Here is a 23,778-nt window from a genome sequence, read left to right as displayed (position 1 = left end):
ATTGATCTACTCCACAACAGATTTCTTCTCGACTTTAGCATCAAATTCACCTTCATTATCAAAGATGATATATGGCTGCCTGAAAATATGAACATCATTTTTCTTAATTAAAATATATGGTTTAGCACTTTCATCTTTAAGAATATGCTCCGTAACATTTTCTGTATCAAATCGTTCAGACTTTAACTTCTTATCATCCTTATATCCTACTTCCATAGACATCTTGCTTTCATTACCATTGTTCAATACTTCAGCATATACGAGATCATATTTCTTAACATCTTTCTCAGTTGTGTCAGGCGCTTCTTTCTCTTTCGCGTTTCCACAAGCTGCAAGCATTACAGTGCACAACATCATTAAACATAGTTTTTTCATGGTAAGTCTCCTTTATTCTTATTTCAAAACTATCGTATCATGAATGGATTTACAATAAAAGGAACAAAGAGATGAAAATATTCTATATTGAATCACATAAACAAACTTCCTATTTTCACGAAGTATATGGTATATTTTTCAAAAAGGGATGGGAAGATGATTAGAGCATGCACAATAAATGACAAGTTAGCTTTACAGGAAATCGCGTATCAGACTTTCGATGAAACGTTCAGAGCACAAAATAAAAAAGAGAACATCGACAATTATTTAAAAACAGCTTTTACAGACGAAAAAATAGAACGAGAACTATTAAATCCTGAATCGTTTTTTTATTTTATATATTTTGACCAGCAGCTTGCGGGTTATTTAAAGTTAAATATTAAAGGATCGCAGACAGAAGCGTACAACGATGACGATATGGAAATAGAACGAATTTATATTCTAAAACAATACCAGAAGCACGGGCTAGGAAAACAGTTATATCAACATGCGCTTACGAAAGCTGCATCATTGTCCTGCAAACGCATTTGGCTAGGTGTATGGGAGAAAAATATTAACGTAATTGAATTTTATAAGAAGATGGGGTTTGAGAATGTTGATCAACATGCATTTTATATGGGTGACGAAAAACAAATTGATTATATTATGATAAAAAAACTATAAATATAATTGAGGAGGCCGCATGATGAAGTGTGTACACTGTAATTATAAATTTAGTTTCAAGGAACGTATGAAAGCCGGTTGGAAGCCAACGATGAATAATGAAGTAACGTGTCCGCAATGTGGGCAAAAACAATATATATCTAATAAAAGCATGGCGAAATCTTATGGATTAATGATGTTTTTGGAACTCATTATTATATTACTTGCACCGATGATTAATATACCAGTTCCATTACTTACTATCCTTATGATCGTTGCACTTGCATTAGTGATTGTATTCTTTCCGATGACTTTGAAACTTGTTGCTGAAAAAGATGGATTGCTGGAAGAACAGTTTAGAGAAATGGAGAAAAAACAAAAGGGGAAATTATAAGGACGAAGCAATATTATGTGCTTTCTATAATCTATAAGGAATTACAAATGAATATAGAACTTATGATAAAAATAATCCCGCATGACAATGTCATGTGGGATTTATTATAGTCATTTTGACTAATATGCTTGTCAAAATGACTATAATAAATTACAATATAACTATAAATAATTGAAAGGAGCTGTGCATATTGAAAAATAGGTTGAAAGAGCTACGTGCAAGAGATGGATACAACCAAACCCAGTTTGCCAAACTTGCGCATGTTTCAAGACAAACGATTTCACTTATCGAACGCGATGACTTTATGCCATCCATCTTAACTGCAGTACGCATCGCAAGAATATTCAATGAACCAGTAGAAAATGTATTTATATTTGAGGAGGATGAGTTATGAGTAAGAAAAAGGATAGTGGATTTTTTAAGATTATTATCGGAGTGACTTTCGGTTCTATATTAGGGTATAGTATTCCTGCACTCTACGATGCGGTAGAATCACTTCAGACAACATTTAATATAAGAATCCTTTGGTATATCGTGCCGATATTATTTGTGATTGCTTTATACTTATACTTTAAGTCATTGCAGCAATTTAAAGCAATGAACCGTGATATCAATTTATCTGAAGATGATCGATTTATATACCAAGTGACACAACATAACAAAGCATCAGCAAATGCAGTGAATGCTTATCATGTATTGTTATTATCGCTTTGTTTAAGTATGACGATATTAATTGAACCTGTAACGTCACATATCATCATATTCGCTACATACTTTATTGTTTGTGCGATATTTTATACATTCATCAGTAAACAGACGGCTAAAGTGTTAGCGGCATATCCAACATTAACAAACAGTGACGTATCGATTAAATTCGGAGATACAAATTTGATGGAGAAAGTGATTGATGGCATTGATGAAGGCGAACGCTTAGTGATGTTACGTTCACTTTCAAAGACATATGAGATAATGATTCTTATGCTTTCAGTAATACTCATGTTGCTCGGGATATATCAAACACTTACAGGTGAAAATCAGTATTTAGCAATGTTCTCAATTGCTGCAGTACTCATCTATTCAACAGTTGTGTACTATAAGAAGAATGAAGAGTTTAACCGTTAGGATAAACGAGTATGCAACCGGAAAGTTAATGTAGATAGTGTCACAAGTTGAGCTCATGTCATGACAAAACCAACCAAACTGTCACGATTCCATGATGATTCGTACAAACAAATTAAAAAATCCAGTACACGAGCGTGTACTGGATTATTTTGTGATGATGTTTAGATATTTAGAGTAGACTTTTCCGGATACTTGGACTATCCGGGAAAAATGGAGATAAAAATGGTGAAATAGGTGGCAACATTTCCGGATACTTGGACTATCCGGAAAAGATTTCTATAAATTAATATTTTAATTTAAGAAAAACGATTATATAATATTTGTTAGACATGTATTTAAATTAAAAACATCTAAGAGGAGGCATCTCATGAAGGTTAAGGGGATATTTGCAACATTTATCACTGTTATTTTACTTGGAATTTCCTTTTTACTCTCATTACCATATGTAAAAGGGGAGAAAGATTTAATCAACAGTGAAAAAGCATCAGTAGCGGCAAAATCAGATGAAGAACAAGTACAAAAGAAAGAAAAATATACTGTAGCGCGCCTTGAACGGGTTATTAAGAAACAAGATCTATATGCTGTAGATGCAAAGTATGTTGTCCTGCACGATGAATTTAAATCGTTGTATCCTGATAATTTACAGGCGACGATTAAAAATAACACAGATAAAGATATAAAAGACGTCCAATATGGTTTTGTAGCGTGGGATAAAAATGGGTTACCGATAAAAATTAAAGGTGATATCGATTTTGGAAAGAGTTATTTCAGAGGCGTAACAGCAGATGCGGCAAACATTAAAGGGTATGGCACATTTGGAGAAGATAAAGGCTACCGTATTGATAGTACAATTGGAGTGCATAGCTTTAAACCATTTGTTGTGAGTTATGTTGACTTTGAAGGTAAGAAATGGACAAATCCTTTGTATAAAGATTTCTTGAAAATGTATGAAGGCAAACGTTTGAAAGATATAAAGGATGCAGAAAAGTATATCTTCTTTAAAGATAAAGTCTCTAAAACAGAAAATAATCAAACAAAAAATATAGATCCTGAGAAATACAATGAGATTAGTCAAAAGATAAAAGAGAAAAGTAAAATATCAAGTGAAGCACTTGAAGAATATATCGCATATCTTCAGTTGATGGGATTACTTTCATATCTGGAATATTATGAATCACAAAATAATATTGATATCAATCAGTATTATGATTTGTCAGAAGAAAATATTAATCATTACACAGAAAATGACTTCACTGATTATGATGATTCATATGATTATGAAAATAGTGATGACATTTATGACGATTCATATGTAGAGGATGAATCGTTAGAAGAAGAGCCAGAAGAATATTATGAAGAAGATATTGATGACAGTTACGAAGATAGTTACTATGAAGAGGAAACGGAAGAAACTTATGATGAATCAGATGTCTCTGACGAAGACTATTATTATGAAGAATATGATTATTCAGAAGACGTAGGCGATGAAGAGTATATAGAGGAAGAATATTAAATTTATAAGCCATTTCGGAAATTATTCGGAATGGCTTTTTATATGCAATGAAGATTATATAAAATGGAAATTATTGTTGGATTACTATAGAATAATTACAAATAGTAGAAAAAAGGAGTATATATGAAAATACATAAATTCAGTATAGTTTGTGGGCATTATGTGACGACCATAAACGGGCAACAACAATTTGGTTTTGGCCACAGAGGTGATGGAGATTTCTCTGATATAAAAGAAATCATAGATCGAGAAGGTTACTCCAAAGGGATGACAATTCGATTCTATAATTTAGAAACGGGTGAGGTGTATGAACCTTTTCAGCTGATTCAAAATGTAACTTATGGTGACGTGATTTTTCATGATGGTTTATTTTACTTTTTACAGGCAGATTTTAACGAAAAAGTTGTACGTCTAATAAGTTTCTATCCTGAAAAAGTTAAGAAAGTTATTACAAACCTAAGCATGACAGATATTCAGTTAAATAAATTAATGTTAATAGGGGCCTCGGTTAATATAGTCCATCATGGAGATAAGTTTATCAGCTATTATCCTGAACAGTTTGAAATTGACATCGATGTTGATGATACAGTTGTTATGATTGATGAGAATAAAGTGTATATCAATCAATGGATTGAGGAAGAAATCTTAGAAGATGGTCAAATGCATTATAATTGGTATAACAAATTATTGATTAAAGATTTTGCTGGAAAACTATTGAGTGAAGAGATAGGCATGTTACAGCAACATAAAGATGGTTCGTGGTGGTTGAGCTAAATCACGATTAAAATAATTTAAATAAAGGGTGACAACAGATGGTTCTTATTAACAGATTTGAAATAGTTGATGGCAGTCAAGTGCTTGATTTACATGGTCAAAGTCGTTTCGGATATAATCATAGTGATGCAATTGAGTTTTATGAAGTGGAGGAAGTTATAAAGGTTAATGGATATTATAAAGGGAATACAATTTCATTCTATGATTATAAAACAGGTCGTGTTTACTTACCTTTTGAATTAAAAAAGAATGTAGTATACGGTTATCCTGTATACATCAATACATTATATTATTTTATACAATGTGACTTTGAAACAAGGAAAATCAATGCTGTTGAATGCTTTCCGGGAGGAAGTGCACGTATATATAAATCATTAAATATGGATGAAGTTGACCTGGGTAACATTATGATTATGGATGATGATTTAAAGATTGTGAGCCAGGAAAATGACTTTCGTTGTTATTATCCTGAACAAATAAGACTTACGTTAGAGCCGAGTGAAAGTGTAGTAACAATTGATGAGGGTAAAGTGTATATCAATCAATGGATTGAAGAAGGCTATGACGATGAAAATAATGGATATACCAATGGCTATCATTATTATGATAAGTTAATTGTAAAAAGTCTTTCCGGGAAAATATTATGTGAAAAAGTTGGATATTTAAGTACATATCATAATGACCAATGGTGGTTAAGTTAAAGTAGTGTATGAAACACTACTTTTTTATTTTGTATAAATAAGGACTCAACATTTCCGGATACTCGGACTATCCGGAAAAGATGACTTTATAATAATTTTAAAACTAGTAAAAATATATTAAAAGTTTTAAGTTCAAGTGAAATTTCGTTAGATATATCATAAAGTTTAAATTTGAAGTGAAACTAATTTCATTCAAAGGTGTGAATTATCTTACTTTTAGAGTTAAAAACATTTAGAAATAAGAGACAATGTATAAAAATAAAACATATAATAATATTCATTCATAAAGCTAATCAATTCATTGATTGGCTTTTTCCATTATTATCACCAACTCGAAGTGTAACTTTCCATCTTACAGTAATTGTAATACAATAGTATTAATATGGTATTTGAGGTGCATTATGGACTTGAAAAGATATAAAAAATCAATACGCTATTTCTTTAAGAATATATTCAATTTTAAAGGTGAACTGCCATTCCATTTATATAAGAGGTTAATTTCAGTTTCTGCAATATGGTCGTTCTTTTTTCTAATCATATTTATGGTTTACATTTTTGAAAATATATTTAGCGATCCTGTTTATACAGATCTTCCTTTAAAAGAAATCGAACGATTAGAAGGGATTGAACAGTTTAAAAATTTCAACTTCATTGTATTAATCTTTCTGTCAATATATTTGTCGACTTTATCTACAGAGATTAAGCGGTTCAGATTTCTAAAGAAGTCACCAGCAATATACTTGATAGCAGGATTTATTGGCATACCATTAATCTACGCGTATTCTTATTACGCAAATATTATCATGGAAAGCCCAAGTACGATTTCTGTGCTAGGTATCATCCTCATCCCGTGGTTTGCAAATTCTAAAAACAAAGTGACCGATCGCGATCAACTATATAAAGATTATGATTTTGAAGATATTGATCAAATTAAATAGTGGAGGTCATTATGAATATTCGAGTTGTATTACTATTTTTATTTATTTCTGTATTTATCATTTCAACGATTGTTAATATCTATTCAGACTTAAGTAGCGACAATCCTGCTGATACATTAAGTGGTTTTTATAGTTTGTCTGTACCGATGTTGGCACTTGCTTTATGGCCGGATTTAAATGGTAGACTGCCACGTAACAAAGAAATTGGAATGTTTTTATTTAAATTATTCTTATTTATATACGCTGTTGCTTTATTTACAGCAATGATTATATATGATGCATCATGGTTCTTGTTATTTTTTGAGAGTGCTATGGTTTTAGTTACAGGAATACTGTCAGTTACTTCATTGAAAAAACTATTAAAAACAAAGGAGGAGCCATATGTCGAGTAAACTTTGGGTGAATTATCTGTTTTATGTTATTCTAATCGGAATATTAATTTGGGGCTTTTCCAATTCTGACCTGTATAAAGAGCCGTTTTTAGTAGCTTTTATTTGTTTAATAATGGTTGGAACACTATTAGCTATCCCGAGAGAAACAAGATTGAGACAGCTATTAAATACGAACCGACTAGCTGGTCTTGAAAAAAGAGTGTCTCAAAGAAAATATGAATATATGATGATTGGTTTTGTCACGATATGTTGCTTATTACTACATCTATATTATAATGCGAACGATATTCATTCTCCCGGATTAAATGGAATGTCATTTACTATTTTAGGAACGATTATTGGTTCATTTCTCAAAGCATCAGCTGATAAACAAGAAATTAAGGAGATTAAACAAAAGCAATCAAAAGAGGAGGTACTCCCTTGAAAAAATTATTAATTGCAATTACAATTCTCTTATTATCCGCTTGTGGTCAGCAGAAAGTTGATAATGTAGATATTCTTTGGAAGCACAAAACGGAATATGTCGGGGATAATAGCAAGGTGATTAACATATTAAGTGAAGCTGGTGCTAAAGATATTGGTGATTACAAGATAGAGATTGAATCTGATAAAAAGCCGTATGGTTTGAAAGTGAACTATGAGAACGTTAAAGATATGGAACCTGCCCAGCTTGAGAAACTAGCAGCAGTAACGATGGGATTAGTGGGTAACCTAAAGCGTATGCATATTAATGCGGAGGGTAAAGATTATGAATACACCATTGATGAAATAAATAAAAAGTTTAATATGGATGTTAAAGATTTAAGTAAAGATAAACAGAAATTAAAGTCATTTTTAGAGAAATAATAATAGATGAGTGCATTTTGTGCTCATCTTTTTTTAAGTTTGTTGCATTTTTTTAGAAATGTATTTATCAAATTTAATTAAAATAAAAGTTGAGAGGATTATTAGCATGTATTGACTTTTTATGAAATTTAGTACTAATATGAATTAATGGTAAAAATAACAAATACCTATAGGAGATGGATGATGAAAAAGATATTGTTGGGTATATTGATCGCGATACTTGCCTTAGGTGCTATACTGGATACGAAAAATTATGTGTTAGGTAATAAGTTTGATGAGACTAAACTGTACGGTGATGTGGGTGTTTTAGGAAGTTATGGTGATACTATTAGTGATATGGAAAACAATTTAACGGAAGCAGGTATGGATGTCGCATCCAGATCTTCTCGCATTTATAAATTGCCGAATAATCATTATTATATTCTGCAGATGTTTGAAAGTTTCTATAGAAAGTCTGACTATCTATATACAGGATTGATTGAAATTAAAAATGCCAATGAAACAGAATTAACATATCCTGATAACAAACTAGAATTAATAGAAGTCAATAAAAAATTCGAACAGAAGTCCTGGAAAGTAAATAGTAAGGCAGGGACATTTGATTTTAAAGTTGGGAAGTTTGGCGACGTTTCTGATGATGATAAACAGATGATGGATGACGACGGCAAACATGGTCTAAGCATAGCTTTAACACCGAAGGAAGGTGTCATCACAGTTGGTAGAGATGGTATTTGGTTTGATAATGATAAGCGTAAAATAGGTATGCAAAACGCGATGAAGTCATATGCAACTGAAAAAGAAGCGGTGAATGCCGTGAAAAAAGATGATTTCGGAAAACTGATCGGTGTGATGCAAACTAAACAAATGAACTTCTATGTTTATAGAAATCAGATTGATATCTTTAAAGAATATACAATTATCCCTGTAAGTTTGAAAGACAACAAATATACTGCTGGTAAGTATGAACGTTTTACTTATGAAACGGATGGTATTGCGGATATTAAAGCAGAAGAGCAAGTGGATAATGTAAATTATACGTTGAGATTCCAGCAATCGAGTGATAAGTTTGAGAAAATAGCGAACCAGTTAAAAGATGGAGATATGCATATCGCTGTAAAGGTAAGAGGTGAAAGTCATGCAAAATAATATGTCGATGAAAGATGCGGTCATTGCTTATTGGACGAAAGGTTTTCAATTTTCTGGACGTGCACGACGTAGAGAATACTGGTTAAATTTATTAGCGACAATCATCATTGAATTGGTGATTGGATTGTTAATTATGATTATCGATGTAATTTCTAGCTATAAAGCGAATTTAAGTGAACATTACCGATTTTTCGTAACGACATTATTCCCATATATTAATACGATTCCTGCAATGGCTCAGGCTAGTCGTCGCTTGCAGGATATTAATATTAACGGTAAAATCGCGATTGTGATTATGACGGTTGATGTAGTTCTTAGCTTCATTTTCACACACGTTTATCCTATTTTACCGATTGATTTCACCGATAAGGGTGGGTTGGCACCGATGCTGATGTTGACACTTCTTTTATCACTGCCTTGGTTATTCTTATTTATTTGCAACTTCATCCGTGGAAATCATGGTCCAAACAAATACGGAGACGATCCGAAACAAACTATATATTAAAAAAATTCGTAGCCCTTTAATGGCTACGAATTTTTTTATCCTGTTAAGATATCTTCTTTTGGATAGCTATAAAGTTGTTTATTTGGTCTAGAGAATGTAAGGACGATTGTCAGTACACCAACTTTACCGATCATCATCATTAATATAATGAGGAGTTTACCTATGACAGAAAGCTTACCCGTTATTCCCATCGTCAGACCAACTGTACCGAATGCTGATATGACTTCAAACATAAGTGGTAAGAACGGTAAATCTGGTTCTGCTAATACGAGACAGAAGACGATGGTAAAGCAGAAGCCGGAACTGAGTACTGCGACTGCCAGGCTTTTAAATAGAAATCTCGGGTCAATGGTGCGTTTAAAGAGTGTTAAATGTTCTCTTTGTTTAATGAAACTATACGTACCAAATAGGATTACAACAGTTGTTGTCAGCTTTATTCCACCTGCAGTGGAAGTAGAACCTCCCCCGATAAACATCAGCAGCATCATAATAAGAATGGTCGGCGTAGTCATTGCGCCGATGTCTATAGTATTAAATCCTGCTGTTCTTGTCGTAATTGCCTGGAAATAAGCCATCTGTAGCTGGTCAAATGTCGAATGTCCTGCAAGCGTTTCTTTATTTCCGTATTCTAATACAAAGATGATTAGTGTTGCACAGAAGTTGATGATAAATGTCCCTAAAAGCATTACTTTCGTATGGACTCTTAGTTTCTTAAAGTTTTTCGTCTTATATAAGTCAAGGATAACCGTAAATCCTATTCCGCCGAGTATGATTAAACTTGTAATAATGAAATTAATGATTGGATTTGTACGGTATTGTACGAGATTGTCACTATGCAACGCAAATCCGGCGTTATTAAAGGCGCTTACTGCAGTAAAGATACTATGGAACAGTCCTCTTTTGAATCCTAATTGAGGAATCCATTCCAGGCACAGCAACAAAGCACCTATACTTTCAAATATTAAACTGATGAAGAAAAGTATGAGTACAAGTCGTAAGATTCCTCCGGTATTTTGCTGATTCAACGCTTCTGTAGCTAAACTTCTTCTTTTAAAGCCAACCTTTCTCCCAAGCATCATAAAGACGATAATGGCTAAAGTAATAATCCCTAGACCACCAGCTTGTACAAGTATCATGATAATGGTATAGCCGATAACATTAAAGTTTGCTGTAATATCAATTGTTGCTAATCCAGTTACTGTAAATGCGCTTGTCGCAATAAACAAGCAATCTACAAATGATGTCGGTTGTTTCTGTGAGAATGGCATGTATAGTAGTATTGTTCCAACAGTTAGAAATGCTAAAAAAGCACTAATGATAACGAGATAAGGATTTCGCCCACTTTTTTTATTTTTTTTATCCATGTGACATCCTCTTTTAATGAATGATTTAAGTAAGAATAGCGTACATGATATTTACAGGAAATACAATTGAAATTTGAATGATAACTATTAATATTTGAAATATGCTTTGTATTAATTTTATAAATAAAACATCCAGCTGCTAAGCAACTGGATAGTAGTATTATTTCAATGCTGCTGGGAAAGGTGATATATCTATACCAAATACATAAGGTACAATCAGATATACAGCGATTACGATAATCACACATGCGATTATGTTGAGCCAGAATCCTGTTGTGGCCATTTCTCTAATACTAATTTTGCCAGTACCAAAGACAATTGCATTTGGTGGCGTACCTACTGGTAACATGAATGCACAGTTCGCACCCATTGCTGCTGGTATCATCAGTGCTAATGGATGAACATTAATTGCTAATGCAAGTGCAGCTAGAATAGGTAGAATCATCGTTGCAGTGGCAGTATTTGATGTAATTTCTGTTAAGAATAATACGAATAATGCAGTTACTGCAATAATCAATAACACTGGCATGCCTTTTAATAATATTAGCTGATCACTTAACCATGCATCTAGTTTACTTGTCGTAATGGCATTTGCTAATGCTAAGCCACCACCGAATAGTAAGAGTACACCCCAAGGGATTTCTTTTGCGACGGACCAATCAAGTAAACGACCAGATTTACGTTTCGTCGGTATCATAAACAGTAGAATTGAAATGAACATGGCGATTGTGCCATCCTGAATCAGTTTAAGTGCAGGAATATTTGAAAAGAAGAATCCACGAACAATCCAAAGTGTTGCAGCTAGTATAAATATAACAAGTATTATCTTTTCTTCTCTTGTCGTCTTACCTAATTTATTTAATTCACGTTCTATTACTTCTTTACCTCCAGGTAACTCTGTCATATCTGATTTAAAGGCAAAATTATGTAAGTACAACCATGTAATTAAGAGTAAAATAATTACACTCGGTACACCAACAAGCATCCATTGGCCAAATCCAATTTCAAATCCAAATAATTCTTTCATCTGACCCGCTAGTAGAATGAAATGAAGTGGAATATAGTAAGTATAGAACGTTGAATAAATAATTTACAATGTCGAAAGAACTAATTTGTTCTGTATATTAATCCAAGTGTGAGTAATCAATAAATGAATTATTTAAAAATAACTTAGTAATAATAAGCGAAGTACTGATGAAGTAATCAGTACTTCGCTTATTTGTTTAATAAGATAAGAGGTAATATTTTTATTCCTTAAAGACAATTATTTATCGTTTATCGATAAATAATTATTGTAATTGATAAAAATAGATGTTATTATGTAATTGAACATAATACAAGGAAGAGGTGTCACAGATGAATGAGAATAGTGTGAGTCGTTTTAAAGGTTTGCTTAAGGTAATGGATATTATATACCTTATTGGTGTTGTATTGTCAGGGATTGGAACGCTTGCTTTAGTCGGATTAACAATTTTTATTACTTCTGTTTCTGAAGGGACTTTGAATAAGTTTCTCCAGGCCGATCATTCGAAAGTAATGATGAGTATAGGTGGTTTAAATTATGAATTTACGAAAAGTTTTATTAGTGAGCATTTGGCGGTTAATAAAGGGCTGCTTATCAGTGTTCTAATCATCGGAACATTGAATGCAGTTTTATTCTTATTAATAATGTGGTATGCAAGAAAATTAATTCATAAGTTCAGTAAGAATGAAGTCTTTAGTAATAACAACGGAAAGTTTATTGAAACAATTGCTATTTTATTTTTATTTGCAGGACATACGTACAAGTTGATGGTTTCGATGTTAAGTATGTTTATTGACAAATCATTAAATTTATCTCATTATTTATCGGAAGCTGATGTTATAAGAAAAGTGAGTTATAATTTAATATCATTAGATTGGAATATAATTTTAATTGCTATAACAATCTGGTTCATCGGTAGAGCTTTCCGATATGGTGCGTATTTACAGAATGAATATGATGCAACTGTTTAGGATGTGAAGTTATGATAATAGTTAGGTTAGATAGAGTAATGGCTGATCGGAAAGTTAAGTTAAATGAGCTTTCCGAAATGGTTGACGTTAGTGTTGCAAATTTATCAAACTTAAAGACGGGAAAGGTGAAAGCCGTGCGTTTCTCTACGCTGGAAGCGATATGTAAGGCGCTGGACTGTCAGCCGGGAGACTTGTTTGAGTATGTGGAAGATGATTCAAGTAAATAAATTATAAAAGACTATATCATAAGCGATCTTGTGGTGTAGTCTTTTTGTTGGATTAGTATTTGATAAAAATGAGATGGTGCGTAGTGTTATTGCGAAATAATAAATTATAACCTTTGTTGTAACTTAATCGTAAGTGTTATTATATTAGTATGATAAAGAAGAAAAATATAAAGTTGAGGTGGGGAATATATGAACAATAAACATTATGATGTGATTTATATCGGAAGTGGTCATGCAGCATGGCACGGCGCACTTATCTTGAACCAGATGAAGAAGCGCGTAGCGATAATTGAGAAAGATAAGATTGCTGGAACGTGTACGAATTATGGGTGTAATCCTAAAATCTTATTAGAAGGGCCATTTGAAGCGATTGAGTCCCTTAAGCATTATGGTGATATTGTGGATACGCTCCCTCAAGTGAAATGGTCGAAGTTAATGGATTATAAACGCGAGACGATTAATCCTATGCATGAAGGATTGGAACAAATCTTCAAAGATCAGGGCATTGATATTATCAAAGGTGAAGGGCTGCTGAAAGATGCGCACACGGTGAGCGTTGATGGAACAGAATATCACGGGAAGTTCATTGTGCTTGCAACGGGACAGCGTAGTCATTTACTAGATATTGATGGTAAGGAACTCATGCACAACAGTACCGACTTTATGGAGCTGGATACGTTCCCTGAACGCATCACCTTCCTGGGCGGTGGTTATATCAGCATAGAGTTCGCTTCAATTGCTGCCAAGATGGGCAGTGAAGTGTCAGTGATTGGTCATTCTGATACTGTGCTGAAGCAATATCATCAGCCATATGTACAGAAACTGGTCAAGAAGTTGGAAGATGAAGGTGTGACATTCCACCTGAATATTGATGTCAATAAGCTTGAACAGACAGAGGATGGTTTGAAGTTCACTGACGACAAAGGCTTTGAACTATATACAGATTACGTTGTAGATGCAACAGGGCGTGTACCGAATGTCGAAGGTATCGGATTAGAGCAAGTGGGTGTGGATTACGATAAGCAAGGTATTAAAGTCAACAAGTTCATGCAGACATCTGTGCCAAACATCTATGCCAGTGGAGATGTGGTAAGTAAGAAAATACCGAAATTAACACCGACGGCAACATTCGAATCGAACTATATTGCATTAAATATTTTAGGAAGCGATGCAGACAAGAAGAAATTCCCGCTAAAGGCTTTAAAGTTATTACCGATTAAATATCCAGCGATTCCAAATGTCGTGTATTCACTTCCTCGAATTGCACACGTTGGTATGACCATAGAAGAGGCGAGTAAGAAGTCGGGATATAAAGTGAAGACGATTAAATTTGGGGAACAGCTGGAATTTCAGTATAAGCATGAACGTGATGCTGAAATGAAAGTCGTGCTTGATGGACGTAATAGATTGAAAGGTGCTGTAATCTATGGCAGTGCAGCAGATGATTTAATCAATATTCTAACACTGATTATTAGTAAGAAAATGAGTGGTCGGGAAGTAAATGAGATGATATTTGCATTTCCAAGTGCATCAAGTGGTGTTATCCAGCTTCTTGGCATGCATATGATGGGCGTGGATATCGATCTATAAGAAGTGAACCTCACTCAATTTTGAGTGAGGTTCTTTAAGGGCCACTTTATCTTAGTCAGGTTCATTGCGCATAAATCTTCGCATATTTAAGGTGAGAGCTACAAGTAGAATGATTACCATAGAAGCCCAGCTGATTATACCACGTATCTCATAGTCTATAAGAATTAAGATGATATTCACGATAGCCAGAATGATGACAAGCATGATAAATGATTTTTGAGATTTTTTCATAGTATCTCTCCTTTTCCTATATTTTACTATAATTATACATCTGTTAAAATAAATGAGAAAGGAATGATTAGTATTGAAAGAGAATATTGTATATCATATTCTTGCTATTATTTTAAGCATTGTCTTCTTAGCGCTATACTTTTATGTTATGGATACACTCTATTCTGTCGATGTATGGCGATTTCCGTTGATAATCTTAACACTCTACTTTATCGTTGCGTTCTTCAGCTATCCTTTTATCGCTTTTGATGCCAGTGCATTTGCACTCAAGGTAAAACTTATTCGTTCTTTAGTACAGGTGGGTGCCTTTATCATTGCGCCAATAGTACTAATCAGAAAAATCATTGTTAGGAGAGGGTATTTTTATGAAAAAGATATTTAAGACGATGACCAATAATGCCTCGATTCCACTAAAGTTAAAACTAACGAGAGGGTTGTTTCCTCAAACAGCCGAAGTACTGGCAGAAGTGAATCTTGAAACTGGGGAGGTTACGTTTAAGGTTTCTGATGATGATTTAAAGAAAATCCAACAATTAGATAGTCAATCCAAGTAATTTATTCTATATTATATAATTAGAGAACATATTATAGGAGACTTTTAATGATTCATAAAATTAAGCTCAAATTTCACGAACACACTTGGTTATTACCTACGCTGTATTGTATAACAGCATTGTTTCTGGCACTCGTTACGAACTACATCGATAATCACTTGAAACAATTTTTAAATGAACGTTATACAATTATCTTTACGACTAAACCAGAACTCGCCAAAAATGTACTTGCAACAATCTCAGGATCATTACTTACGATGACAACAATCACATTTTCAACGATCATGGTTGTATTAACCACTTACTCATCTCAATTCTCACCACGTATATTGAGGAACTTTCTGAATAATCGTAAGACGATGCACATTTTAGGTATATTCATCAGTGGATTTTTATATAGTATTGTTTCGTTATTATTAATGAGAAATATTGAACCTGATTCGAATGTTATTACTGGAACAGTTGCGGTAATCTTAGCATGTGTTTGTATCGCATTTTTTGGTTATTTCATTCAGTTTGTAGGAAAAAGTATACAAGTCGAGAATTTAATTGAAAGTATTGCAGAACGTACACATAAACTTATTCAAGAAGAAAGAGTTAAATTTGATGATGAACATTTCAAAGGTGCTGCAAGTGAACCTGTCGTTCCGGAAGATTATTTTGTTCAATCAATTAAAAGCGGAAACACTGGATATATACAGTTTATCAATAGAGAAGCTTTATTGAAGTATGCGCAAGAGCATGACTTAGTAATAAAGATTAATGTATCGATAAGTGATTTTATTTTTGATAATACAGTTGTTTTGACAATTTTTTGTGAAGAGGATAAGTTAGACGATGTTAAAATAGAGGTAGATAGCTATTTTGTATTTTCAAATCAGCAACGTGAGTTATATGATTTCAAATATTCGATAGAAAAGATTGTAGATATAGCAGTGCGTGCATTGTCTCCTGGAATAAATGATCCGAATACAGCCATTGAATGTATCCATAAATTAAGTATCATCGTTATCGATTATTATCGAGTTGATGCTAACTATGCGCTAATTGAAGGTGAAGACGGTGTCGGTCGTTTATTTTATAAAAGAATTAGTAAGGAAGCGATGCTAGAGTTAGCATTCTTGCAAATTATTCATTATGGGAAAACAGACCATAAACTGATGGCCAAAGTTGAATATGTAATAAATAGTATCGGTAACAATTCGGCAATCGATGAAGAAACGATAAAGCGATTTAAAAGAGAACATGTATATAATAATATCCCCGTAACAGATTAGTTACGGGGACTGTTTTTAATAAATATCTTCTACAGGTTCACGTTTTAATTCATAATTTTCATCATTTTTAGATTGTTTTGTATAAGATTCCATTTTTTCTTTATCAGGTGTAATTGTTAATCCGAGATGCTTACGTTCTAAATCGGCATCTTTGTAGAATTATATTAACATTAATATAATAATTAAGCTGAATGGAAATGCTGATATAATTGCAGCAGATTGTAATGCACCTAAACCTTGTCCACCACTAGAAAGTAGTAGTACGAAGGCAATAGACGATAGCAATAGACCCCGTATAATTTTAACACGGCCTGCATTACTGCAAAGACCCATGTATATGGTCCATATTGTTGTGCTTTCGGTGCTGATAACTGTCTTTTCTTTAAATGGACTGTTGTCTAACCCTGTAACCCCAGTCCCAGCTGCTTTTGATAATACGTATGTGCCTTTATCATCCATCGGAACTGAAATGCTGAATGGTTTTTTTAATCCGTCTTCCAGAGCGATGTCGTAAATTTTTGTAATCGGTAATCTTGAGTTTGATGATTGCTTTGATTCATTATGCTCATTGCGTGTCGCCCAAGGGATTTCGTTATTAGAAACAGGAGGGGCTGCAACGGCTTTCGGATATCTGAATACATCGTTATGCACGGCGAAATCAGACTTTAAATATTTTGGTAAATCGTCATGAACAATCCTGTAATTACGATGAATATCGCCCAGCAACTTGCGAGTTCAACGAGATAATTAATAAATGTGTTTTTTGTTAACAGACTCGAATGAGTACTTCCTTTTTGTCACACTCAAGTCCCCGGTCGTGACAAAACGATTAAAAATGTCACACTCACGTCCTCGGTCGTGACAAAACGATTAAAAGTGTCACACTCAAGTCCCCGGTTGTGACAAAACGATTAAAAATGTCACACTCAAACTCACGAGCGTGACACTTTCTAATTTGATTAACCTGTTAACACGTCCTCTTTCGGGTAAGCATACAGTGCTTTCTGTGGTTTTGAGAACGTAAGCACAATCGTTAATACCCCAATCTTACCAATCATCATCATCAATATGATTAATAGTTTTCCGACGACAGATAATTTTGCTGTAATACCCATCGTTAGGCCTACCGTACCGAATGCTGAAATGACTTCAAACATCACTGCAAGAAATGGTAAGTCCGGCTCTGCGATTACAAGCGCTAATGTGATTAAGAAGATAAACGTTGAACTTAACACAACGATTGCAAAGCTCTTAAATAAATATTTCGTATCTATTGCCTTCTTAAATAAACTAATTTGTTCGCGTTGCTTTATAAAGCTTATCGTACCGAAGAATATTACAACAGCGGTCGTTAACTTTATCCCACCTGCTGTAGAAGTCGATCCACCACCGATAAACATGAATAGCATCATAAGTAGAATCGTCGATGTATTCATCGCTCCGATATCAACCGTATTAAAGCCTGCTGTTCGTGTAGTAATTGCCTGGAAGTAAGACATTTGAAACTGATCAAATGTACTGTGCCCACCAATTGTTTTCATATTGTTCATCTCAAGTAAGTAAATTGTCAGTGTCGCAATTGTATTCACGATCACCGTACCGAATATCATAATTTTTGTATGAAGTCTTAAATGCGTAAATTTCTTTTTCTGATATATATCAAGGATGACTGTAAATCCTAATCCACCAATGATGATTAATGTTGTAATGATAAAGTTGATGACCGGATTCGTTTTAAATTGTACAAGATTGTCACTATGAAGTGCGAATCCTGCGTTATTAAATGCACTGACTGCGGTGAAGAAACTGTTAAATAGTCCGCGCTTCCACCCAAGTAAAGGCACCCATTCAAGGGCAAGCAGTATTGCTACGATACTTTCAAAAATTAAACTGATCATTAATAGCTTCAATACGAGTCTGAGTATGCCGCCTAAGTTCTGCTGATTCAATGCCTCTGTTGCGAGTGAGCGACTTTTAAGTCCCACTTTACGTCCGAGCATGATAAACACGATCATCGCTAACGTAATAATCCCGAGACCACCGGACTGTACGAGAATCATAATGATAATATGGCCGAAAGTGTTAAAGTTTTGTGTAATATCAATTGTTGCGAGTCCTGTAACAGTGAATGCGCTCGTTGCAAAAAACAGACAGTCAACAAATGATGTTGGCTGTTTCTGAGAGAATGGCATATAAAGTAATAAAGTACCGATCGTAAGGAAGACTAAAAATGCACTGATAATAACTAAATATGGATTTCTTGTACTTAATTTATTTTTTTTCCATTTGACATCCTCTATTTTTGAATGATTAAGTAACAATAGCGTACATGTTAGTTACAGAAAATACAATTCAAATTTTAGTATTTTAAAAAGACATTTATTAATTAATTTTAAAGGGATATTTTTTAACACAATCTTAACTTTAGTATTCTTTGAAACTCTTATATAATCAACTAAGATAAATTCAAACGTTAAGGATGTTAATAATGAACTATTTTTTAGTTGGAGATATACATGGTTGTTATAATACATTGAAGAAGATACTAAAGCACTGGAATCCAAAAGAAGAGCAACTTATCTTTGTTGGAGATTATATCAATAAAGGTAAACATTCGAAAGAAGTTGTACGTTGTGTACGCAAACTTCAGCAGGATTATCCGAATACGATTTGTATTCAGGGCAACCATGAGTATCAAATGGCGCAGTATATTTTTAAAGGTACTTCAAAGTCAGACATGAAAGAGAACTATAGGAATACGATAGAAGATTATGACTTACGTGATAAATATATAGGTGATGCACGTTGGATGCGGGATTTACCGTTGTTTTACGAGAATGGTGTGCTATACGTGTCTCATGCGGGCGTTAACTTTTTAGGGTTTAGAAAGTTTCATACAGAGAGTATGTGGAGTGTGTTACGTTTTCGCGGTAAGCTAAAAAAGATGAAGAAGCTTCAGGTTATTGGACATACACCAACTGAAATTGGGAAACCGATATATTTAAAACAATACAATACGTTAAATATTGATGCAGGAGCGGGGAATCATGATGCGCTTGCTGCAGTCGTCATTAATAAGAATGGTAAATTGGTTAGAACGTATATTGAGAAAATATTAAAGAGTGATTATTAAAAGGAAAGAGAGCGGATATTTTATCCGCTCTCTTTTAGTATTTATAATGGTTAGCCCATATTTTTAACGTCTTTTGGTGTAATTTTTACGATTTTATCGATATTGATTGAACATGTTGTCGATTCATCGTTAATCGGTAAAAAGCCTGTCTCATTTAAATCAAGTTTCTTAATGAAGTTATTAAATGCGATCTTCTCATCGGTAGTAAAGAACTCCTGATGGTTTACTGTTTCACCGTTGTCTAATTGAATTTCAATGTTTAAATAATTGCTTTCTGCATCCATTTAAATTAAAAGCTCCTTTTAATTATTATTTATTCATTAATTGATATTCCCTTAGTAAAATTTTATAAACATTTCATTCAAATGATTGTTTGAATGAATATTGTGCGTTATACTATATTCAAATGATTGTTTGAATGAATATTGTGCGTTATACTATATTCAAATGAATGTTTGAATGAATGAAATAAAGTTTGGAAGAGGGGTTATGTATGGCTCAAGATACTTGTGATTTATATTTGTTTGATGTTGAGAAGGTAAAGCGTGTGAAATCACAACAGGATTTAGTTGATTTAAATCCAGTGCTTGTTATTTATAAAGCCTTAGCAGATGAGAAACGCTTGAAGATTTGCTTTAGTTTATTACTCGAAGATGAATTGTGTGTATGTGATCTGGCCAATATAATCGATGCGAGTGTCGCTACGACGAGTCACCATCTCAGATATTTAAATCAGGCGAAAGTGCTTGATTTTAGAAAAGAAGGAAAAAATGCATTCTATCGTTTGAAGGATGATCATATTAAGACACTGATTCGTACAGCTTTAGCGCATGGGGGTGAATCTGATGAGTAAAGAAGAAACATATCGTCTGGAAGGTTTAAGCTGTACAAATTGTGCGGCTAAATTTGTGAAAAATATTGAAGCGATTCCAGGCGTAGATACAGTGGATTTAAATTTCGGGGCGGCGAAATTGAATGTTACAGGTGACGTCACTGTCGAACAGTTAGAAGCAGCGGGGAAATTTGATCATATTAAAGTACGTCCGGCAAATGTAAAGCGCACAAAGAAAGTTCCGTTTTACAAGAATAAAGCGCATTTACCGTTTGCCATCGCTTTGATTCTGTTTCTTGCGGGTTTAATCACAAGTTATAATGTTGGTGAAGATAGTCTGTATACGAAAGTGATCTTTATCGCAGCGATTGCAATCGGTGGTTATTCATTATTTATTGAAGGTTTAAAACAACTGTTTAAATTAAACTTTGATATGAACGTCTTAATGACCGTTGCAATTATTGGTGCAATGTTAATAGGTGAAGTACAGGAAGGTGCCATGGTCGTCCTGTTATTTGCAATAAGTGAAGCGCTTGAAGGATACGCGATGGAGAAATCGCGTGACAGCATTCAGAGTCTGATTGATCTCACACCTGAAGTGGCATTAAAGCGAATTGGTAATGAATATGCAGAAGTTGCTGTAGAAGATTTAAGCATTGGTGACGTCGTGCGCATACTGCCTGGTAAGAAAGTACCGATTGATGGTGTTGTAATAAATGGTCAGAGCAATGTCAATCAGGCGAGTATTACAGGAGAAAGTATTCCTGTATCCAAAGGGAAAGATGAAGAAGTTTATTCAGGAACACTGAATGAATCTGGACAGTTAGAAGTGCGAGTTACTAAACGCAGCCATGAAACTAAGCTTGCGAAGATGATTCATCTTGTGGAAGAAGCGCAAAGTGAGAAAGCACCGACACAGAAATTTGTAGATAAGTTTGCGAAATACTATACACCGCTCATTATGCTCATAGCATTGCTTGTAATCGTAATCCCACCATTATTTGGTGGCGACTTCAAACATTATCTTTACCAAGGTTTATCAGTACTCGTTGTGGGTTGTCCTTGTGCGCTTGTTGTTTCAACACCGGTTGCGATCGTTACCGCAATTGGTAGTGCTGCACGTCGTGGTATTTTAATAAAAGGTGGTATTCATTTAGAGAACGCAGGTCATATCGATACGATTGCTTTTGATAAGACAGGCACATTAACTAAAGGAGAGCCTGTTGTTATAGAACGTGTTGATTTCACAGTACTAACGCAAGACGAAAAAAATGTTATCTATACCCTTGAAAAAGATGCCGGACATCCATTAAGTAAAGCAATCGTGAACAGTTTGACAAATTGTGAAACAGTCGAGTTAACAGATTATGAAGTTGTTACTGCTAAAGGGGTACAAGGTAGTTATAAAGATAAAAAATATCGTATCGGACAACCGAAATTCTTTAATGTAAATGAGACTGATGCACAGAAACTTGCTGAAACTAATAGAAGTGGCGCAACAAAAGTATTGTTCGGTACACAAGAGCGTATAATCGCTGTCTTCTTTATTCAGGATACACTTCGCGATGAATCAATAGATGTCGTGCGCATGTTGAACAAAGAACGAATAGAGACACTGATGCTCACAGGTGATAATAAAGCGGTAGCCGATGCAATTGGAAATACTTTATCTATCACACGCGTGCACTCAGAATTGTTACCTGAAGATAAGTTGAAATTAATTAAAGACTATCAACAACAGGGAAGTCACATTGCAATGGTTGGAGATGGTGTCAATGATGCACCGGCACTCGCTCAGGCAGACGTAGGTTTTTCTATGGGTGGTGCAGCAACTGATACTGCGATAGAGACAGCTGATATTACATTTATGAAAGATGATTTAAGCGATTTACCGAAAGTGATTCGCCTCAGCAAACGTACATTAAATATTATCAAACAGAATATCGGATTTGCGTTAGGACTTAAATTAATCGCGATATTACTCGTTATTCCAGGCTGGTTAACGTTATGGATAGCGATATTTGCTGATATGGGTGCAACATTACTCGTTACTTTAAACAGTTTAAGATTACTAAGACATAAAGAATAGCTGATTATCATTTGCTTACAACGGCACTAATCATTATAATAAGTTTACTAATAGAAGGAGGTGGCTATGTTGGAACTGTTACTCAGTTTATTGAGTGAAGCATTATTGCTCAAATATATTACATTTCGTTTGTTGTATTTGGTACCATACATTGCCGCCTTCTTATTCGTATTATTACATTTAAAGCTTCAGTTACAAGTGGGTCAGAAATGGTCTTTAACTGAATGTGCTGGGAATGTTTTGGAACAAACAATTATTATTTTCTCACCTGTACTGAGATGGCGTATTAAGTGTTTATCTAAGATGAGCGATGAAGTAGAGGCCGTTCCTATATGTTAATCAAACATTAATATATAGGAGGAGAAATATTTGAAAAGATTTTTTAGTGTACTTATCGTATTAACATTGACATTAAGTGGTTGCGGGGCACAAGATGACGGTTTGTTTCATAACGGCATCGTCCAACCATTTACGGATTTAATTACTTTCTTTGCTGGTTTCTTTGCTGGCAGTTACGGTATGGGGATCGTACTAGTAACGTTATGTGTACGCTTTATGATGATGCCGATGATGCTCAGCACAGTTAAACAACAAAAGAAGATGCAGGCAAATATGAAAGTTGCCGGTCCAAAAATAAAAGAGATACAAGATAAGATGAAACTAGCAAAAGACCCGGAAGAAAAGAGCGTATTATCGCAGGAACTTATGAAAATATACGGTGAACATAATATTAACCCAATGAACATGGGTTGCTTACCAATTATCGTTCAGATGCCGATATTGACGGGTTTATACTTTGCGATCATACACAGTAAATCAATTGCAGCACAAAGCTTTCTCTGGTTTAACCTTGGTACGCCTGATCTGTTGATGATGCTCATTGCAGGTGGACTATATTTTCTCCAGTCATGGATTTCTATACAATACATGCCTGAAGAAAGCCGCAAACAGATGTGGCCGATGGCGATAATGAGTCCATTGATGATTATATTCATCAGTTTCCACTCGCCAGCAGCGTTACCGCTTTACTGGTCGGTTGGCGCAATTGTGTTAATCTTCCAGCAATTTATTTCTAATAAACTATTTAGTGATATTAAATAATGCATCCCTCACCATAAAACTGTAAAAAGGCCGTGCC

Annotated in this window: 29 protein-coding genes and 1 pseudogene; 24 read left to right on the top strand and 6 right to left on the bottom strand. The window is 34.2% G+C overall.

Features of this window, described 5'->3' with window-relative positions; all coding sequences use genetic code 11:
• Positions 1–6 precede the first annotated feature (6 nt).
• The gene (locus tag JJJ02_RS04225) at positions 7–375 is read right to left on the bottom strand and encodes a hypothetical protein (protein ID WP_240837580.1); all 369 of its coding nucleotides are present in this window, start codon (positions 373–375) and stop codon (positions 7–9) included.
• Positions 376–531: 156 nt separating this feature from the next.
• Here JJJ02_RS04225 and JJJ02_RS04220 point away from each other — a divergent pair, with 156 nt between their 5' ends.
• From JJJ02_RS04220 to JJJ02_RS04160, 13 genes are all read left to right on the top strand, one after another.
• Positions 532–1,038, top strand: a complete 507-nt coding sequence (locus JJJ02_RS04220; RefSeq protein WP_240837578.1) for a GNAT family N-acetyltransferase — start codon at positions 532–534, stop codon at positions 1,036–1,038.
• Positions 1,039–1,060: 22 nt separating this feature from the next.
• Positions 1,061–1,411 carry a TIGR04104 family putative zinc finger protein gene (locus tag JJJ02_RS04215; RefSeq protein WP_240837576.1) on the top strand — a complete coding sequence of 117 codons (351 nt, stop codon included), beginning with the start codon at positions 1,061–1,063 and terminating at the stop codon, positions 1,409–1,411.
• A gap of 190 nt (positions 1,412–1,601) precedes the next feature.
• Positions 1,602–1,805 (top strand): helix-turn-helix transcriptional regulator, encoded by a 204-nt coding sequence (locus tag JJJ02_RS04210; RefSeq protein ID WP_240837575.1) that lies wholly within the window; start codon positions 1,602–1,604, stop codon positions 1,803–1,805.
• Entirely contained in the window at positions 1,802–2,533 is a 732-nt protein-coding gene (locus tag JJJ02_RS04205; RefSeq protein ID WP_240837573.1) for a DUF3169 family protein, read from the top strand. The genes JJJ02_RS04210 and JJJ02_RS04205 overlap by 4 nt, the downstream gene beginning before the upstream one ends.
• 367 nt (positions 2,534–2,900) lie before the next feature.
• The gene (locus JJJ02_RS04200) at positions 2,901–4,046 is read left to right on the top strand and encodes a DUF5780 domain-containing protein (protein ID WP_240837571.1); all 1,146 of its coding nucleotides are present in this window, start codon (positions 2,901–2,903) and stop codon (positions 4,044–4,046) included.
• 123 nt (positions 4,047–4,169) lie between these two features.
• Complete coding sequence (locus tag JJJ02_RS04195; protein WP_240837569.1) at positions 4,170–4,820, top strand: hypothetical protein; 651 nt, start codon at positions 4,170–4,172, stop codon at positions 4,818–4,820.
• A gap of 38 nt (positions 4,821–4,858) precedes the next feature.
• Complete coding sequence (locus tag JJJ02_RS04190; RefSeq protein WP_240837567.1) at positions 4,859–5,521, top strand: hypothetical protein; 663 nt, start codon at positions 4,859–4,861, stop codon at positions 5,519–5,521.
• A 542-nt stretch (positions 5,522–6,063) separates the two neighbouring features.
• Positions 6,064–6,459 (top strand): hypothetical protein, encoded by a 396-nt coding sequence (locus tag JJJ02_RS04185; RefSeq protein ID WP_240837565.1) that lies wholly within the window; start codon positions 6,064–6,066, stop codon positions 6,457–6,459.
• Positions 6,460–6,470: 11 nt separating this feature from the next.
• Complete coding sequence (locus JJJ02_RS04180; protein ID WP_240837563.1) at positions 6,471–6,851, top strand: hypothetical protein; 381 nt, start codon at positions 6,471–6,473, stop codon at positions 6,849–6,851.
• On the top strand, positions 6,841–7,275 hold the full coding sequence (locus JJJ02_RS04175; RefSeq protein ID WP_240837561.1) for a hypothetical protein: 435 nt from the start codon (positions 6,841–6,843) through the stop codon (positions 7,273–7,275). Before JJJ02_RS04180 ends, JJJ02_RS04175 begins: the two co-directional genes overlap by 11 nt.
• Positions 7,272–7,697, top strand: coding sequence for a DUF4825 domain-containing protein (locus JJJ02_RS04170; RefSeq protein WP_240837559.1), 426 nt, complete (start codon positions 7,272–7,274; stop codon positions 7,695–7,697). The genes JJJ02_RS04175 and JJJ02_RS04170 overlap by 4 nt, the downstream gene beginning before the upstream one ends.
• 183 nt (positions 7,698–7,880) lie before the next feature.
• Positions 7,881–8,843, top strand: a complete 963-nt coding sequence (locus tag JJJ02_RS04165; protein WP_240837557.1) for a hypothetical protein — start codon at positions 7,881–7,883, stop codon at positions 8,841–8,843.
• Positions 8,833–9,348, top strand: a complete 516-nt coding sequence (locus JJJ02_RS04160) for a DUF805 domain-containing protein (RefSeq protein ID WP_240837555.1) — start codon at positions 8,833–8,835, stop codon at positions 9,346–9,348. Before JJJ02_RS04165 ends, JJJ02_RS04160 begins: the two co-directional genes overlap by 11 nt.
• A 35-nt stretch (positions 9,349–9,383) precedes the next feature.
• Here the strand turns inward: JJJ02_RS04160 and JJJ02_RS04155 are convergent, their stop codons facing one another.
• Together JJJ02_RS04155 and JJJ02_RS04150 are read right to left on the bottom strand one after the other, a co-directional pair.
• On the bottom strand, positions 9,384–10,712 hold the full coding sequence (locus JJJ02_RS04155) for a TrkH family potassium uptake protein (protein ID WP_240837553.1): 1,329 nt from the start codon (positions 10,710–10,712) through the stop codon (positions 9,384–9,386).
• Between the two features lie 160 nt (positions 10,713–10,872).
• Positions 10,873–11,757: pseudogene (locus JJJ02_RS04150) on the bottom strand (SLC13 family permease); the annotation flags it as partial.
• A 311-nt stretch (positions 11,758–12,068) separates the two neighbouring features.
• On the opposite strand from JJJ02_RS04150, the gene JJJ02_RS04145 reads away from it, so the two are divergent.
• The 6 genes from JJJ02_RS04145 (at position 12,069) to JJJ02_RS04120 (ending at position 16,586) form a co-directional block, all read left to right on the top strand.
• Entirely contained in the window at positions 12,069–12,707 is a 639-nt protein-coding gene (locus tag JJJ02_RS04145; protein ID WP_240837551.1) for a DUF2975 domain-containing protein, read from the top strand.
• An 11-nt stretch (positions 12,708–12,718) separates the two neighbouring features.
• The gene (locus JJJ02_RS04140; RefSeq protein WP_240837549.1) at positions 12,719–12,934 is read left to right on the top strand and encodes a helix-turn-helix domain-containing protein; all 216 of its coding nucleotides are present in this window, start codon (positions 12,719–12,721) and stop codon (positions 12,932–12,934) included.
• 189 nt (positions 12,935–13,123) lie between these two features.
• Positions 13,124–14,524 (top strand): dihydrolipoyl dehydrogenase family protein, encoded by a 1,401-nt coding sequence (locus JJJ02_RS04135; protein ID WP_240837547.1) that lies wholly within the window; start codon positions 13,124–13,126, stop codon positions 14,522–14,524.
• 304 nt (positions 14,525–14,828) lie between these two features.
• Entirely contained in the window at positions 14,829–15,137 is a 309-nt protein-coding gene (locus JJJ02_RS04130; RefSeq protein ID WP_240837545.1) for a hypothetical protein, read from the top strand.
• The gene (locus JJJ02_RS04125) at positions 15,121–15,309 is read left to right on the top strand and encodes a hypothetical protein (protein WP_240837544.1); all 189 of its coding nucleotides are present in this window, start codon (positions 15,121–15,123) and stop codon (positions 15,307–15,309) included. Before JJJ02_RS04130 ends, JJJ02_RS04125 begins: the two co-directional genes overlap by 17 nt.
• 47 nt (positions 15,310–15,356) lie before the next feature.
• The gene (locus JJJ02_RS04120) at positions 15,357–16,586 is read left to right on the top strand and encodes a DUF2254 domain-containing protein (protein WP_240837542.1); all 1,230 of its coding nucleotides are present in this window, start codon (positions 15,357–15,359) and stop codon (positions 16,584–16,586) included.
• A 159-nt stretch (positions 16,587–16,745) separates the two neighbouring features.
• Here JJJ02_RS04120 and JJJ02_RS13415 read toward each other — a convergent pair whose 3' ends face one another.
• Both JJJ02_RS13415 and JJJ02_RS04110 read right to left on the bottom strand, forming a co-directional pair.
• Positions 16,746–17,312 carry a BCCT family transporter gene (locus tag JJJ02_RS13415; protein WP_396614716.1) on the bottom strand — a complete coding sequence of 189 codons (567 nt, stop codon included), beginning with the start codon at positions 17,310–17,312 and terminating at the stop codon, positions 16,746–16,748.
• 233 nt (positions 17,313–17,545) lie between these two features.
• Positions 17,546–18,907 carry a TrkH family potassium uptake protein gene (locus JJJ02_RS04110; RefSeq protein ID WP_240837540.1) on the bottom strand — a complete coding sequence of 454 codons (1,362 nt, stop codon included), beginning with the start codon at positions 18,905–18,907 and terminating at the stop codon, positions 17,546–17,548.
• A gap of 167 nt (positions 18,908–19,074) precedes the next feature.
• Between JJJ02_RS04110 and JJJ02_RS04105 the strand changes: the two genes are divergently transcribed.
• The gene (locus tag JJJ02_RS04105) at positions 19,075–19,719 is read left to right on the top strand and encodes a metallophosphoesterase (RefSeq protein ID WP_239243314.1); all 645 of its coding nucleotides are present in this window, start codon (positions 19,075–19,077) and stop codon (positions 19,717–19,719) included.
• A gap of 50 nt (positions 19,720–19,769) precedes the next feature.
• Here the strand turns inward: JJJ02_RS04105 and JJJ02_RS04100 are convergent, their stop codons facing one another.
• Positions 19,770–20,003, bottom strand: coding sequence for a hypothetical protein (locus tag JJJ02_RS04100; RefSeq protein ID WP_239243313.1), 234 nt, complete (start codon positions 20,001–20,003; stop codon positions 19,770–19,772).
• A 209-nt stretch (positions 20,004–20,212) separates the two neighbouring features.
• Between JJJ02_RS04100 and JJJ02_RS04095 the strand changes: the two genes are divergently transcribed.
• The 4 genes from JJJ02_RS04095 to yidC all read left to right on the top strand — a co-directional run bounded on the left by JJJ02_RS04095 (position 20,213) and on the right by yidC (position 23,741).
• Positions 20,213–20,572, top strand: a complete 360-nt coding sequence (locus JJJ02_RS04095) for an ArsR/SmtB family transcription factor (protein ID WP_111715724.1) — start codon at positions 20,213–20,215, stop codon at positions 20,570–20,572.
• Entirely contained in the window at positions 20,565–22,640 is a 2,076-nt protein-coding gene (locus tag JJJ02_RS04090; RefSeq protein WP_304653856.1) for a heavy metal translocating P-type ATPase, read from the top strand. The genes JJJ02_RS04095 and JJJ02_RS04090 overlap by 8 nt, the downstream gene beginning before the upstream one ends.
• 66 nt (positions 22,641–22,706) lie before the next feature.
• Entirely contained in the window at positions 22,707–22,979 is a 273-nt protein-coding gene (locus tag JJJ02_RS04085; RefSeq protein ID WP_240837535.1) for a hypothetical protein, read from the top strand.
• A 30-nt stretch (positions 22,980–23,009) separates the two neighbouring features.
• Positions 23,010–23,741 carry a membrane protein insertase YidC gene (gene yidC / locus JJJ02_RS04080; protein ID WP_240837533.1) on the top strand — a complete coding sequence of 244 codons (732 nt, stop codon included), beginning with the start codon at positions 23,010–23,012 and terminating at the stop codon, positions 23,739–23,741.
• Positions 23,742–23,778: the final 37 nt, after the last annotated feature.

The organism is Macrococcus sp. PK, assembly GCF_022501545.1.
In the GTDB taxonomy this organism is placed as follows: Bacteria; Bacillota; Bacilli; order Staphylococcales; family Staphylococcaceae; genus Macrococcoides; species Macrococcoides epidermidis.
Note: the sequence above shows the minus strand (reverse complement) of the source record. Positions and strands in the feature narration are given on the sequence as shown.

What these genes read in the sequence shown, in the direction of transcription:
- JJJ02_RS04095 (WP_111715724.1), top strand. Translation starts at nt 20,213, where the DNA reads ATGGCTCAAGATACTTGTGATTTATATTTGTTTGATGTTGAGAAGGTA.
- JJJ02_RS04085 (WP_240837535.1), top strand. Translation starts at nt 22,707, where the DNA reads ATGTTGGAACTGTTACTCAGTTTATTGAGTGAAGCATTATTGCTCAAA.
- JJJ02_RS04215 (WP_240837576.1), top strand. Translation starts at nt 1,061, where the DNA reads ATGAAGTGTGTACACTGTAATTATAAATTTAGTTTCAAGGAACGTATG.
- JJJ02_RS04175 (WP_240837561.1), top strand. Translation starts at nt 6,841, where the DNA reads ATGTCGAGTAAACTTTGGGTGAATTATCTGTTTTATGTTATTCTAATC.
- JJJ02_RS04160 (WP_240837555.1), top strand. Translation starts at nt 8,833, where the DNA reads ATGCAAAATAATATGTCGATGAAAGATGCGGTCATTGCTTATTGGACG.
- JJJ02_RS04185 (WP_240837565.1), top strand. Translation starts at nt 6,064, where the DNA reads ATGGTTTACATTTTTGAAAATATATTTAGCGATCCTGTTTATACAGAT.
- JJJ02_RS04125 (WP_240837544.1), top strand. Translation starts at nt 15,121, where the DNA reads ATGAAAAAGATATTTAAGACGATGACCAATAATGCCTCGATTCCACTA.
- JJJ02_RS04100 (WP_239243313.1), bottom strand. Translation starts at nt 20,003, where the DNA reads ATGGATGCAGAAAGCAATTATTTAAACATTGAAATTCAATTAGACAAC.
- JJJ02_RS04200 (WP_240837571.1), top strand. Translation starts at nt 2,901, where the DNA reads ATGAAGGTTAAGGGGATATTTGCAACATTTATCACTGTTATTTTACTT.
- JJJ02_RS04225 (WP_240837580.1), bottom strand. Translation starts at nt 375, where the DNA reads ATGAAAAAACTATGTTTAATGATGTTGTGCACTGTAATGCTTGCAGCT.
- JJJ02_RS04145 (WP_240837551.1), top strand. Translation starts at nt 12,069, where the DNA reads ATGAATGAGAATAGTGTGAGTCGTTTTAAAGGTTTGCTTAAGGTAATG.
- JJJ02_RS04120 (WP_240837542.1), top strand. Translation starts at nt 15,357, where the DNA reads ATGATTCATAAAATTAAGCTCAAATTTCACGAACACACTTGGTTATTA.
- JJJ02_RS04205 (WP_240837573.1), top strand. Translation starts at nt 1,802, where the DNA reads ATGAGTAAGAAAAAGGATAGTGGATTTTTTAAGATTATTATCGGAGTG.
- JJJ02_RS04140 (WP_240837549.1), top strand. Translation starts at nt 12,719, where the DNA reads ATGATAATAGTTAGGTTAGATAGAGTAATGGCTGATCGGAAAGTTAAG.
- JJJ02_RS04165 (WP_240837557.1), top strand. Translation starts at nt 7,881, where the DNA reads ATGAAAAAGATATTGTTGGGTATATTGATCGCGATACTTGCCTTAGGT.
- JJJ02_RS04155 (WP_240837553.1), bottom strand. Translation starts at nt 10,712, where the DNA reads ATGGATAAAAAAAATAAAAAAAGTGGGCGAAATCCTTATCTCGTTATC.
- JJJ02_RS04195 (WP_240837569.1), top strand. Translation starts at nt 4,170, where the DNA reads ATGAAAATACATAAATTCAGTATAGTTTGTGGGCATTATGTGACGACC.
- JJJ02_RS04190 (WP_240837567.1), top strand. Translation starts at nt 4,859, where the DNA reads ATGGTTCTTATTAACAGATTTGAAATAGTTGATGGCAGTCAAGTGCTT.
- JJJ02_RS04135 (WP_240837547.1), top strand. Translation starts at nt 13,124, where the DNA reads ATGAACAATAAACATTATGATGTGATTTATATCGGAAGTGGTCATGCA.
- JJJ02_RS04220 (WP_240837578.1), top strand. Translation starts at nt 532, where the DNA reads ATGATTAGAGCATGCACAATAAATGACAAGTTAGCTTTACAGGAAATC.
- JJJ02_RS04105 (WP_239243314.1), top strand. Translation starts at nt 19,075, where the DNA reads ATGAACTATTTTTTAGTTGGAGATATACATGGTTGTTATAATACATTG.
- JJJ02_RS04180 (WP_240837563.1), top strand. Translation starts at nt 6,471, where the DNA reads ATGAATATTCGAGTTGTATTACTATTTTTATTTATTTCTGTATTTATC.
- JJJ02_RS04090 (WP_304653856.1), top strand. Translation starts at nt 20,565, where the DNA reads ATGAGTAAAGAAGAAACATATCGTCTGGAAGGTTTAAGCTGTACAAAT.